Genomic DNA, 12131 nt, shown 5'->3' with positions numbered 1-12131 from the left:
CTTCTCCTTTCTATTCAGTATACAGAGCCAAGAGACATTTTTATAGAAAAAAACCGTTTTTGTGTTCAAGTCTGAATGTGCTATAATAGGGAAAGCAACTTTGCAAACCAAACAATAGATTTTTATTGTTACACTGAATATAATGGTTTTATGACGACGAAAGGAGCGAATGTCATGACTGAAGTTGAAATGAAAGAACAGGTGCAGGAAGTACTGGACAAACTTCGTCCGTTTTTACTTCGTGACGGCGGTGACTGTGAGCTTGTAGACGTAGATGAAGGTATCGTAAAGCTTCGTCTTCTAGGCGCATGCGGCAGCTGCCCAAGTTCAACAATTACGCTGAAAGCCGGAATTGAACGCGCTCTTCTTGAAGAAGTGCCGGGTGTCGTTGAAGTAGAACAAGTCTTTTAATAAAGCAGCCAGGCTGATATTTCCATCAGCCTGGCTTTTTTTTAGAGATATTGATCAAACCATGAGCTGATATAATTCAGGCGTTTGATCCGCTGTCCCGGGTGACCGCTGCGTGACAAATTGTGCGATGCTTTCGGAAAACGGACGAACATGGTTTCCTTGCCCATTTTTTTCAAGGCAATAAATAGCTGCTCAGCCTGCTCGATCGGGCACCGGTCATCTTGCTCGCCATGCAGAATCAAAAGCGGTGTCTCGACATTTGCTGCGTACTTTATAGGGGAACGGTCCCAGAGCTTTTCTGTGTCTTCAAACACGTCATGCTCAAGCTGCCAGTCTGTGAAGAAATAGCCGATATCACTGACGCCGTGAAAGCTGATCCAATTTGATATGGAGCGCTGGGTGACGGCAGCTTTAAAGCGGTTCGTCTTCCCGACGATCCAGTTGGTCATAAAGCCTCCGTAGCTTCCTCCCGTGACACCGAGCCGCTTCGGATCAATCTGCGGATCTCGTTTGATAGCCTCGTCCACAGCCTGCATCACATCCTCATAATCCTTTCCTCCATAATCTCCTCTGACGGCATTCACAAATTCCTGCCCGTAGCCGTGGCTTCCTCTCGGATTGATATAAACTACCGCGTACCCTTTCGCTGCCAGCACTTGAAATTCATGAAAATATGTATGCCCGTACATCATGTGCGGTCCGCCGTGTATGTTGAGAATAAGAGGGTATGATGTCTCATCTTCCGCCTGTGCAGGCTTCATCAGCCAGCCGTTCACCGTCACGCCGTCTTCTGTGACAAATTGAATATCTTCAGGTATTGAAATCGTATGCTCGCCGACAAACTTGTCATTCGCGCCAGTCAGCCGTTTCTCTTCCTGCCCAAGCGGGATGCTGTATAGCTCGCTCGGTCTGTCCGGCTTTGTCACACTGGCAATAAAGTGTTGTTCGTCAGGTGAAATGGAAAAGCTATTGATGTACTCTTTTTCGAGACGAATCGGATACACAAGGCCTTCAATCGAGATATAATAGATTCCCGTGCTGCCTTGATCTGTGCCGATAACATAAAACCCTTGGCAGTCTTTCGTCCAAACCGGGTGCTGTTCGGCACCTCCGATCAATGAATCTCCAATCAGCGCATCCGCTAAATGAACGTCTAGCATCTCAGTCAGACATGTGAGGCGGTCTTGTTCGATATCATAGAGCCACGCCTTTTCGAGCGTTGCATTATGATATTCCTTTTCATGCCCAAGCAAAGCAAGATACCTTCCGTCCGGTGAAAATGAGCTTGGTCCGAATGAGCCGCGATGAGGTGTAATCTGCTTAAGATCTCCAGACTCCAGCGACATGATATAAACATCATGCGGCTTGCTGGCATCATCCGTCTCAGTCAAATTAGCTGAGAAAACAAGCCATTTGCCATCAGAAGAAAAGGCAGGGTCGCCATGATCGGCTTTGTGATTTGTCAGCTGCTTCACCTTACCAGACTTCACGCTGACAAGCACAAGCTGGGCATACGCACCTCTCGTCAGCCCTTTGCCGTCCCGTTTATAGGATAGACCTTGCACTTCAATGGGTTCAAAGCTGTCCGGCTCCGTTTTTTCTTGGTCATCAATCCTTTCTCCCTCTCCCAAACTGACATTGACCAGCACCGATTCGCCATCCGGGGACCATATTGGTTTTGACACGCCATACGGGATATCAGTCAATTTTCTCGCTTCTCCACCTTCAGCGCTTATGATATACAGCTGTGCCGCATCGCCTTCACGATCAGATATAAAGGCAAGCGTGCGCCCGTCCGGAGACCATCTTGGGTCCGTGCTCCGCTTTTTTCCGTGTGTCCAAGGAACAGATCTGCCCGTTTTCGTTTCATAGATCCATATATTTGATGTATACGAATCTTTCTCTTGGTTCACTTGTGACTTCACATATGCGGCACGGCTGCCGTCTGGGGCATATTGAGGATCGGTCACAGAGACAATCGCTGTGATGTCTTCTGCGGTTATCAGCTTTTTCATTTTCATCTCCTCCTTTTTACAAGTATTTCGTTTTTCTAAATAAAAACTCCTTTATCTCCAGCAGAAAAAAAGCGCCCTCCGCTGACGCTGAGGAACGCTTGGCATGATCTATACACTTTTTACTTGATATAAAGGATTTCGCTCTATTATACTTCCCTCTTTCGGAACGGTCAAAGCGTCAACTTCACAATGAGGGAAATGAAGCGCGAGCTGTTCTTTCAGCTCTTCTCCCTTTCCTTTTTCAGTCATGACGAGAATCGTCGGGCCTGCCCCGCTGAGCGCCGTTCCATATGCGCCCCTCATCTCGGCGACATGTTCTACCTTGGACAACTCAGGGACAAGCATCGCCCGGTACGGCTGATGAAACATATCCTTCTTCATGATTTTCCCGACGAGCGCCCAATCCTTGGACATGATCGCAGCGATGAGTATATTGCTGACGGCACTTGCTTTTACGGCGTCGGCATATGGAAACTCTTTCGGAAGCACGTCTCTTGCGTCTCTTGTCAGCACCTCGTAAAAAGGAATGACAACGACAACGTCAATGTCAGCATCCGGGACGCGTATCATTTGTGTCTCGTCTTCTTCATGCAGGCCAATAACAAGTCCGCCAACGAGAGAAGCGCCCGCATTGTCCGGATGTCCTTCTTCAAGACTGGCTAAATGCAGCTTGTCCGCTTCAGACAGCTTTAAGCTGCATAATTCATCAGCCAGTTCAATGGCCGCTACAATCGCCGCGGCGCTGCTGCCAAGGCCGCGTGCGAGCGGAATGTCGCTCCACACCTTCACATGGACAGGCGGCATTTCTTTGCCGTACAAATCTGCTGTCCGTTTTGCCACTTGATAGATCATATTATCTGTACCCGCCGGAATTCCGGCGACTGTTTCTGTTTCAGCTTCAAAAGACCATTTGTCGCTTTCAAAGACGGTCAGCTTCAAATATCTGCTGAGCGCCATTCCGACTGAATCAAAGCCGGGGCCTAGGTTAGCCGTGCTTCCGGGAACAGTGACAGTGAACAGCATGTCGGCTTCGTTCATACACGGGCCGCTCCTTTTACATATTCAAGGATGCTGTCTTCATCAGTCGGCAATGTGACAGGCTTGATTTCCGAAATGTCGACCGCTGTGTTCGGATCTTTCAGTCCGTTTCCTGTTAACACAGCGACGACCTTGCTGCCTTTCGGTATTTCTCCGGATTTCACCTGTTTCAGCACTCCTGCGATAGACGCGCAAGAACCCGGTTCTGCAAACACGCCTTCTTCACGGGCGATCAGTTGATACGCGTGAAGAATTTCATCATCAGTGACTTCGTCAATTTTCCCATTGGATTCCTCAGCTGCTTTTACAGCTTTGTCCCAGCTTGCCGGGTTTCCGATACGAATGGCCGTTGCTATTGTTTCGGGATTTTCAATTACTTCATTGCGCACGATTGCCGCCGCGCCTTCCGCTTCAAAGCCGCGCATTTTCGGAAGGCCTGTGCCGTTTTTCTCATGATATTCCTTGAAGCCCTTCCAGTACGCAGTGATGTTTCCCGCGTTTCCGACCGGGATCGCTAACACATCCGGCGCTTCTCCCAGCTGCTCGCACACTTCGAAGGCAGCTGTTTTTTGGCCTTCTATGCGGTAAGGGTTAACTGAGTTGACAAGGGCAATCGGTGATTTCTCACAGATGGAACGGACAATTTTAAGCGCATCGTCAAAGTTTCCGTCAATTGCAATAATCTCGGCTCCGTACATGACAGCCTGAGCGAGTTTACCAAATGCGATTTTGCCGTTCGGGATGATGACGATGCATTTCATGTTAGCGCGGGCTGCATAAGCCGCCGCAGCAGCGGAAGTGTTTCCTGTTGACGCGCACATAATCGTGTCGTTGCCTTCTTCTTTTGCTTTCGCCACAGCCATGACCATTCCGCGATCTTTAAATGATCCCGTAGGATTGACGCCTTCTGTTTTAACATGAAGCTCAATTCCGAGCTGCTCAGACAGCTTCGGCAGATAAATAAGCGGTGTGTTTCCTTCATGTAAAGTAAGCGCCGGTGTTTGATCTGTTACAGGTAAAAAATCTTTATATTGATGGATAAGTCCTTTCCACATTAGCTCCAACCGTTCCCTTCTACACGATATGTGCTTTTGACTTCTTGAACGACTTCCAAATCATTTAGGTTTTGCAGGATATCACTGAAATCAGCTTCAGATGTATGGTGTGTCACAATCACGATTTCGGCTAACTCATCATGGCCTTTAATCGGCAGCTGAAGGATCTTTTCAAAGCTCACGCCCCGTTCTGAGAACACAGACGTAATTTTCGAGAATGAACCGACCTCATCTTTTACATGAATTCTTAAAAACTGCTGTGCGTAAATGTCAGACGGCGATTTCATATTTTTCTCATATTGCGGCCCAACAAAGCTGTTGCCGGTTACGCCGAGGCGCATATTTTTCATGACAGCGACAAGGTCAGAAACAACAGAGGTCGCAGTCGGCATGCTTCCGGCTCCCGGTCCGTAGAACATCGTCTCACCGACAGCCTCGCCGTATACATAAACGGCGTTAAACTCATTATGAACAGCAGAAAGCGGGTGGTGGTCAGGAAGCAGTGTCGGCTGTACGCTGACTTCAATTTTGCTGCCGTCACGCTGAGCAATCCCGATCAGCTTCATCGTATAGCCGAGGCGTTTGCTGAAGCTGATGTCCTCGTCTGTAATTTGGGAGATCCCCTTTACTTTGACGTCTTCCAGATCCACGTTCATTGAGAAGCCGAGGCGCGCCAATATCGCCATTTTCCGTGCGGCGTCAAGCCCTTCCACGTCTGAAGTCGGATCAGCTTCGGCAAAGCCAAGATCCTGCGCTTCCTTGAGCACTTCCTCATAAGGGCTTTTTTCTTTAATCATTTTTGTTAAGATAAAGTTCGTTGTTCCGTTCACAATCCCCATCATTTTTGTAATCCGGTCTGATGAGAGACCTTCCTCTAACGTACGCAGAATCGGAATCCCGCCGGCAACACTGGCTTCAAAGTAGATATCACAGCCATTTTCCTTCGCTTCCGCAAGCAGCTCAGAGCCGTACACAGCCATTAAATCCTTGTTTGCTGTGACAACATGCTTTTTCGATCTCAGCGCGTCGAGCAAATATTGTTTTGTCTGTTCAACTCCGCCGATCACCTCGATGACGACATCAACATCTGGATCATCGATGACATCATACACTTCGGTCGTGAGCACTTCCTTTGGCAAATCTACTTCTCTCTTTTTCTCTAGATCTTTTACAAGCACTTTTTTTATCGTAACCGGACAGCCGACCTGATGCATCAGCTTATCCTGATGGTCTTGAATAATTTTAACGACACCGCTTCCGACGGTACCTAAACCTAAAAGCCCTACACGAATCGCTTTCAAAAAAACTCCACCTTTCTATTGATTGTCCTCTCAAAAAAGACAATTGTTAACTCAACACAGACATATAAGTTACAAACATTATATAAGCCCTCTCCTGTTTTGACAAGACAGCAATCGGCTGAATTTTACGAATGTAAACGCTTAACACATTGATATGACAAGATTCTTTATTTTCTAATTATTTTTGTCAGATTTTCTCCTCCCCCTGGGCTGCCGTTGCCGAGCCAGCTCACGCGGGGAACAAATGGCTTCTGCGCCCGCATATTCATGAATTCCTGCGCTGTATTGAGAAATTGCTCATAGCGGCCGCAGTCGCTAAGAATGAAGTCAAGCTGTTCTTCATAATAATGCTTTTCTGATTCTGACGACATGTAGTAGCTCTCCACGATTTCAAAATAATGAAGCGGGAAGAGCAGGCGGCTGTACAGAAGACGTTTCGAAAACGAAGACAGCGGCGTGACTTGCCCGTATTCCTGTAAAAAGAGAAAGCCCTGCTGATTAAAATCCTGTCTGTGATGCAAAAACGTATGTCTCATATATTCAGCCAAATCGCGTGAGGCGTGGTCAAAAACCCAATCCGCCGGAATCCTAAGCAAGGATTCGGATGACCATGTATGTCTTTCCATCCGCTGATGGCATATCGTTCCTGAATCAGCGGCTTGGGGCTTGTCATCCAGCTCAGTGTCCACTAAATATTGTATCGCGTTTTCTGACAGACCTAAATAATATGGAAATGACTCGATCATTTTTTTATCGAATGGCTCGTGCGGAGGGGTATGAACCTTCCGCTGCCAAAACGCTTCCAGCTGATCAATGCGTTTTCCCCACAGATCCTTCCACTGGCCGATTCTTCCGGCTGCCTTCACTTCATACGGATACCCTCGGCCTTTTCGGTGAAATTCCGCCAGCTCCGCTCCAATGGAGAACGCCCGGTTTGAAACAGGGGGTGCCGCCTTCAGCAGAGCGTACGTTTTTCCTTCATGTTCAAACGTTAGCTCACCTTCTTTTGTAAAGATAAAAACCGAAACGTATGGGTCACTTTGTTCTTGTAAATACTGACTCATGTAATAAAGCTCCGCCAGTTCCGTATCTGAGAATTGGGAAACGGGGACAATCAGAAAGAATGAATTCGGCGTCTGAAAGCATTGATATGTGTGCTGGTACATGGAAAGCTGCCTGATATGAATACCGTATTTTTCTTTTATTGTACCTTTCACAATGATCACCTGCCTGTAGAATTAGGGCTCATCACATCGTAGTCATACACGTCCGGAATTATGAATACATATTTTAATCCGACGAAGGCGCAAGAAAAAGTCGTAAACATCTCAAACATTTTGTATAAACTAGTAAAAAAGATTGGGTGAAGCTGATGTCAGAAAACGAACAAATCAGTCAGATGGAAGCAAAAGCAAGAGCACGGATGAAGGAGCGCGGCGTTGAGGTGTCAGACATTGCCGAGCTTGTCTTTTTTCTGCAGAAAAAATATCATCCGGATTTAACCATTGATGAATGCACGTTGAACGTCAATCGCGTTCTCGCAAAACGCGAGGTGCAAAATGCGATTTTAACGGGCATTGAATTGGATGTTCTTGCTGAGCAGAAAAAACTGTCTGAACCGCTGCAAACGATGCTGGAAACAGATGAGAGCCTATATGGAGTAGATGAAGTTCTGGCATTTTCCATCGTGAACATTTACGGATCAATCGGGTTTACGAACTACGGCTACATCGACAAAGAAAAACCCGGAATCCTTACACATTTGAATGATAAATCAACCGGCGAGTGCCATACCTTTCTAGATGACATCGTCGGTGCGATTTCCGCCGCGGCCTCAAGCAGGCTCGCACACCGCGCGCGGCACACAGAATAAGGGCACCCTTTTGGGGCGCCCTTTTTTAAATGTTTGGAATCCATTCAGTCAGAGAGTCAATGGCATGAGTCGGTTTTTCCATATCGTCTGTCATATGCTCTCTTTTCGTTACGCCTGTGTGAACAAGCAGCGTATCCATACCGGCGTTAATGCCGGCCATAATGTCCGTCGCGTAGTTGTCGCCGACCATAAGTGTTTCCGACACATCTGTGCCGAGAACGCGCATCGCCTGCTCCATAATAATTGATTCCGGCTTGCCGATAAATACGGGCTGTACGCCTGTCGATACGGTTAATACAGATGTCAGTGAGCCGTTTCCAGGCAGAAGGCCTCTTTCAGTCGGTATCGCAATATCTCCGTTAGTGGAAATAAAGCGGGCGCCATTTCTGATTGCAAGGCAGCCGACAGCAAATTTTTCGTATGTAATGGCCCGGTCAATACCAACAACGACAAAATCCGCGTTTTCCTCGCCAAACGTCAGGCCGTTTTCTTCAATCGCCTGGCGGATGCCTTCTTCCCCGATCACATACACAGACGCGTCTTTTTTCTGCTGGGCAATATGCTGGGCAGTCGCCATGCTTGTCGTAAAGACCTGCTCTTCTGTTGCCGGAATATCAAAAGACATAAGCTTGTCCGCCACCTGCTTCGGTGTGCGCGAAGAGTTGTTTGTCACGAAAAGATAAGGAACGCCGCGATCTTTCAGCGTTCTGACAAATTCACACGCTTCCTCGATTTTTTCCGTGCCATTGTACATTGTTCCGTCTAAATCAATTAAATACCCTTTATATGTTTTCATTTCCAACACTCCAGTTGTTATTTAAACGCGGAAACAGGGCCAAGCTCTGTTTCCAAGTAGCTTCTGATCCGTTGCGGGAAGTCTTGCAGAGCTGTCTGATGTGCCGTGATCAGCCTGTAAAGCTCTGCGCTGTCAGCGAGCAGGTACTGCTGAACCAATGTTTTGCGGTAGGCGATCAATTTTTTGAGCTCCGTTCCCTCTTGTTCTGTGACAACTTTTTCATCAACAAGTATGTCCATAATGTCATCATAGCTGCCCGGGTCCCGCATAATAAAACCGTCAATCATGTCATTTCCTGTATCCAGAATGCATTCGATTAGCAAATGGCCTATACGCTGAAGCGCCAGTCCCCCGATTTCAGACTGCCAGTCTGTTTGTGAGTTAAAAAGCGCCAGCTGGTGCTCAAAGAACCCAAGTGTTTGCTCGATCTTGTTTCTGTCAACAAAATACATGACAGCATCCCCTTTGTGTATGTTTATTTTCTGATCCGTTTCAAGACAAAATACGCACAGCCGAAATTGCAGTATTCGTAAATGTATTCATCTAATGTACTGATTTTCGTTTCGAAGGTTGCCTTTTGATTCTGGTCGTCAAAGAAGCCCTTGAGCCTAAGCTGACCGTATCCCCAGTCTCCCACAATATAATCGTATTTATTTAAAATATCGGAGTAGCGGGCTTTAAAAGCCTCTTCGTTGAAGCCGTCTTTGAAATTGTGCACCAATTCAAATTCGGCATTTTGAATAAGAATCATGATCTCACCTCTTTTTCACTCATTCCTATCATAATTCATTGCCCCGTCCCCATCAATTGCTAAAGAATAAATCATGCGATTTGGCTACCCTACACATAAGGAGGGATTTATAAATGAAACCAACTGCTGTCAGCCTCTGCCTGTTGGCCGGTCTTTTATCCGGATGCGGAGGCGCAGGATTAGATAATGCCGAGCAAAATGTCCAAAACCAGACGCGGAATCAAACCAGGCCCATTTATGTGTCTGACCGCAACGAGGCTTTTAACCGGCATGATGAGAACGAACAATTTGGCTATGTCCGTTATCAAAAAGAACAATTTGACGGCGAACAGCAGGAAGCACCGGTGATGAATCGGGAAGAAACCGCTCACATCATATCAAGTTTAACGGTTCAGCTCCCTCATATTCAAGATGCTGCCACACTGGTGACCGATCGAGAAGCGCTTGTCGTGTACAAAACCGATTCCAAAAACCGCGGGCTGACCGCCGATCAGGTGAAGAAAACGGCAGCTTCTGTGATACCGCGATACTATCATGTGTATATTTCTGATAATCCAAACCATATGCAATCCATCGAAAATTACAGCAATCTCGGTTCCGGTTCAAGGGATATTAGAGAGATCATGTCGGGGACCATTCAAGAAATGAAAAACTCCCCTCAAGGAAGCCCTGTCTCAGAGAATGAAAATGCCAACGGAGAAACCCGTCAGGACATGAAAATCGACAGGAATGACAAAAACGCCAGATGATCTGGCGTTTTGGCATTATGCTTGTGCTTGGCGCTTTTTAGATGCTTCGTTCACCTGTTCATCCGCATGGTAAGATGAACGGACAAGCGGACCGGCTTCGCAGTGGCTGAAGCCTTTTTGCATTGCGATTTCCTTTAATTCTGCAAATTCATCAGGGTGATAGTATTTTTGGACTTTTAAGTGTTTCTTTGTCGGCTGCAAATATTGGCCGATTGCCATAATATCCACATTGTTTGCCAAGAGGTCGTCCATGACTTCAATAATCTCTTCTTTCGTTTCGCCAAGTCCGATCATGATGCTTGATTTTGTCGGAATGTCAGGCTGCATTTCTTTCGCACGGCGCAAAAATTCCAACGAACGGTCGTACGTCGCACGCGCGCGAACTCTTGGCGTCAAGCGGCGAACCGTTTCGATATTGTGATTCAGGATGTCTGGACGTGTATCCATTAAGGTTTTCAGGTTATCATAATTTCCGCCCATATCAGACGGCAGCACCTCAATTGTTGTGAACGGGCTTTTTCTGCGGATCGCACGAACAGTTTCCGCGAAAATGCCTGCTCCGCCGTCTTTCTGGTCGTCACGCGCAACAGCCGTAATGACCGCGTGTTTCAGATTCATAAGCGCGACAGAATCCGCTACGCGTTCCGGCTCTTGCAGATCAAGCTCAGTTGGAAGGCCCGTTTTGACAGCACAGAAACGGCATGCTCTTGTACAAACAGAACCTAAAATCATAAATGTCGCTGTACGTCTGACCGCCCAGCATTCATGAATATTCGGACATTTTGCTTCTTCGCATACGGTATGCAGGTTGTTTTCCCGCATGAGTTTTTTGAGGCCTGTATAGTTTTCATTTGTATTTAATTTGATTTTGAGCCATTCGGGCTTTCTGAGGTGTTCGTCTTTCTTTGCCAATTCCCATCATCTCCAATATCCAATATACTCAATTTCTGACACGAAACATTCTGAAAACGAGAAAGGTATTTCTGCAACAAAAATAATGTTTTTCTAACTAAAGAAAGTCTTTTCTCTAGACACTTTAACATAGGAAAAATTTCTCGACAAGGGAAGATGATTACTGACATTTTTAAGCCGGCTTGCCGCAAACTATGTGTATTCAATATGAAAGGAGATTATTTTGTGAAAGTTTTGTTAACCGCTCTTCTTCTCCTTTTGTTTGCGCTTGAGCCTTATGCGTCTGGAAAAGAGCTTTCAGATCCAGTGCTGTCGAAACGGATGGAATTATATCATAAAGTCGAGGCTGTGACGCAGATTCCTTGGTATGCGCTCGCCGCTGTAGATCAATACGAGGAAAATGTGCGGAGCAACCGAAAAGATCTGCCTGACAAAGCGGGAATCATCAGCATCTATATACCGGATGAAATCTGGAGCGGGCCTGAAAACCCGAATCCGAAAGACGATGCGCCGTTAAGCATTAAAGTATTTGACGGGATCGGAATGGATGGTGACGGAGACGGAAAAGCCGAGGTCAGCAATGATGAAGATATTTTGTATACGTTCAGCCAATACTTGCTGTCGTATGGCACAGATGAGGACAACATCCGCATTGGGCTTTGGGATTATTACCGGCGTGATCAGACAGTTGGGATCATATCTGAATTCATGAAGCTGTTTAAAGCCTACGGCCATATTGATCTAGGCGAGCATGCGTTTCCGCTTCCAATCAGAACCGATTACAGCTATCGCAGCACGTGGGGAGATGCCCGGGGCTTTGGGGGGAGACGGATTCATGAAGGCACGGATATCTTTGCCCATTACGGCCTTCCTGTCAGATCCACCTGTTACGGCGTAGTTGAAATGAAGGGCTGGAACCGCTTCGGAGGATGGAGAATCGGCATAAGAGACATTAACAATACGTATCATTATTTTGCCCATCTTAATGGGTTTGCCAAAGGGATTAAAACAGGACAAATTGTTGAGCCCGGCCAAGTAATCGGATCAGTCGGCAGCTCAGGATACGGCCCGCCGGGAACCGCTGGGAAATTCCCGCCGCATCTTCACTACGGCATGTACAAAGATAACGGAAAAACCGAATGGTCGTTTGATCCATACCCGCATTTGAGAGCGTGGGAGCGGTATGAATACAGAAAAAAGAAATAACAAAAAGCCGCCTCTTCGACAGGC

At 46.8% G+C, this 12131-nt stretch carries 13 protein-coding genes; 4 read left to right on the top strand and 9 right to left on the bottom strand.

Features of this window, described 5'->3' with window-relative positions; translation table 11 throughout:
• Positions 1 to 75: 75 nt before the first annotated feature.
• Positions 76 to 411, top strand: coding sequence for a NifU family protein (locus CVV77_RS18905; protein WP_010886606.1), 336 nt, complete (start codon positions 76 to 78; stop codon positions 409 to 411).
• A gap of 41 nt (positions 412 to 452) precedes the next feature.
• Here CVV77_RS18905 and CVV77_RS18900 read toward each other — a convergent pair whose 3' ends face one another.
• From CVV77_RS18900 to cotNH, 5 genes are all read right to left on the bottom strand, one after another.
• Positions 453 to 2426: a S9 family peptidase gene (locus CVV77_RS18900; protein ID WP_100276204.1), complete on the bottom strand. Its 1974-nt coding sequence runs from the start codon at positions 2424 to 2426 to the stop codon at positions 453 to 455.
• A 108-nt stretch (positions 2427 to 2534) separates the two neighbouring features.
• Positions 2535 to 3464 carry a homoserine kinase gene (gene thrB / locus CVV77_RS18895; RefSeq protein WP_100276203.1) on the bottom strand — a complete coding sequence of 310 codons (930 nt, stop codon included), beginning with the start codon at positions 3462 to 3464 and terminating at the stop codon, positions 2535 to 2537.
• Positions 3461 to 4519, bottom strand: a complete 1059-nt coding sequence (thrC, locus tag CVV77_RS18890) for a threonine synthase (RefSeq protein ID WP_084991342.1) — start codon at positions 4517 to 4519, stop codon at positions 3461 to 3463. The genes thrB and thrC overlap by 4 nt, the downstream gene beginning before the upstream one ends.
• Entirely contained in the window at positions 4519 to 5820 is a 1302-nt protein-coding gene (locus CVV77_RS18885; RefSeq protein WP_003240951.1) for a homoserine dehydrogenase, read from the bottom strand. Before CVV77_RS18885 ends, thrC begins: the two co-directional genes overlap by 1 nt.
• Positions 5821 to 5987: 167 nt before the next feature.
• On the bottom strand, positions 5988 to 7040 hold the full coding sequence (gene cotNH, locus CVV77_RS18880) for a spore coat-associated protein CotNH (protein WP_033878971.1): 1053 nt from the start codon (positions 7038 to 7040) through the stop codon (positions 5988 to 5990).
• Between the two features lie 152 nt (positions 7041 to 7192).
• Between cotNH and CVV77_RS18875 the strand changes: the two genes are divergently transcribed.
• Positions 7193 to 7693, top strand: a complete 501-nt coding sequence (locus tag CVV77_RS18875; RefSeq protein WP_003240947.1) for a phosphatidylglycerophosphatase A family protein — start codon at positions 7193 to 7195, stop codon at positions 7691 to 7693.
• Between the two features lie 25 nt (positions 7694 to 7718).
• On the opposite strand, the gene nucF is transcribed toward CVV77_RS18875, so the two are convergent.
• From nucF to CVV77_RS18860, 3 genes are read right to left on the bottom strand one after another with little or no spacing between them, the layout of a single operon-like run.
• Complete coding sequence (nucF, locus tag CVV77_RS18870; RefSeq protein ID WP_100276202.1) at positions 7719 to 8489, bottom strand: 5' nucleotidase NucF; 771 nt, start codon at positions 8487 to 8489, stop codon at positions 7719 to 7721.
• Between the two features lie 17 nt (positions 8490 to 8506).
• Positions 8507 to 8941, bottom strand: a complete 435-nt coding sequence (locus CVV77_RS18865; protein WP_003240943.1) for a DUF86 domain-containing protein — start codon at positions 8939 to 8941, stop codon at positions 8507 to 8509.
• A gap of 23 nt (positions 8942 to 8964) precedes the next feature.
• A complete protein-coding gene (locus CVV77_RS18860) occupies positions 8965 to 9240 on the bottom strand; it encodes a YutD family protein (protein ID WP_003228682.1) in 276 nt (91 codons plus the stop codon).
• Between the two features lie 113 nt (positions 9241 to 9353).
• Between CVV77_RS18860 and CVV77_RS18855 the strand changes: the two genes are divergently transcribed.
• Positions 9354 to 9989: a YhcN/YlaJ family sporulation lipoprotein gene (locus CVV77_RS18855; RefSeq protein ID WP_100276201.1), complete on the top strand. Its 636-nt coding sequence runs from the start codon at positions 9354 to 9356 to the stop codon at positions 9987 to 9989.
• 15 nt (positions 9990 to 10004) lie between these two features.
• On the opposite strand, the gene lipA is transcribed toward CVV77_RS18855, so the two are convergent.
• Positions 10005 to 10901: a lipoyl synthase gene (lipA, locus tag CVV77_RS18850; RefSeq protein WP_003222888.1), complete on the bottom strand. Its 897-nt coding sequence runs from the start codon at positions 10899 to 10901 to the stop codon at positions 10005 to 10007.
• 225 nt (positions 10902 to 11126) lie between these two features.
• On the opposite strand from lipA, the gene lytH reads away from it, so the two are divergent.
• Positions 11127 to 12107 carry an L-Ala--D-Glu endopeptidase gene (lytH, locus tag CVV77_RS18845; protein WP_019259376.1) on the top strand — a complete coding sequence of 327 codons (981 nt, stop codon included), beginning with the start codon at positions 11127 to 11129 and terminating at the stop codon, positions 12105 to 12107.
• Positions 12108 to 12131 lie beyond the last annotated feature (24 nt).

The sequence above is a fragment of the Bacillus sp. SN1 genome (assembly GCF_002796895.1).
Classification (GTDB): domain Bacteria; phylum Bacillota; class Bacilli; order Bacillales; family Bacillaceae; genus Bacillus; species Bacillus inaquosorum.
The sequence above is the reverse complement of the archived record's forward strand: the minus strand, read 5'-3'. Positions and strand labels throughout refer to the sequence as shown.

What these genes read in the sequence shown, in the direction of transcription:
- CVV77_RS18905 (WP_010886606.1), top strand. Translation starts at nt 76, where the DNA reads ATGTGCTATAATAGGGAAAGCAACTTTGCAAACCAAACAATAGATTTT.
- thrB (WP_100276203.1), bottom strand. Translation starts at nt 3,464, where the DNA reads ATGAACGAAGCCGACATGCTGTTCACTGTCACTGTTCCCGGAAGCACG.
- CVV77_RS18855 (WP_100276201.1), top strand. Translation starts at nt 9,354, where the DNA reads ATGAAACCAACTGCTGTCAGCCTCTGCCTGTTGGCCGGTCTTTTATCC.
- CVV77_RS18875 (WP_003240947.1), top strand. Translation starts at nt 7,193, where the DNA reads ATGTCAGAAAACGAACAAATCAGTCAGATGGAAGCAAAAGCAAGAGCA.
- CVV77_RS18860 (WP_003228682.1), bottom strand. Translation starts at nt 9,240, where the DNA reads ATGATTCTTATTCAAAATGCCGAATTTGAATTGGTGCACAATTTCAAA.
- CVV77_RS18900 (WP_100276204.1), bottom strand. Translation starts at nt 2,426, where the DNA reads ATGAAAAAGCTGATAACCGCAGAAGACATCACAGCGATTGTCTCTGTG.
- CVV77_RS18865 (WP_003240943.1), bottom strand. Translation starts at nt 8,941, where the DNA reads ATGTATTTTGTTGACAGAAACAAGATCGAGCAAACACTTGGGTTCTTT.
- thrC (WP_084991342.1), bottom strand. Translation starts at nt 4,519, where the DNA reads ATGTGGAAAGGACTTATCCATCAATATAAAGATTTTTTACCTGTAACA.
- nucF (WP_100276202.1), bottom strand. Translation starts at nt 8,489, where the DNA reads ATGAAAACATATAAAGGGTATTTAATTGATTTAGACGGAACAATGTAC.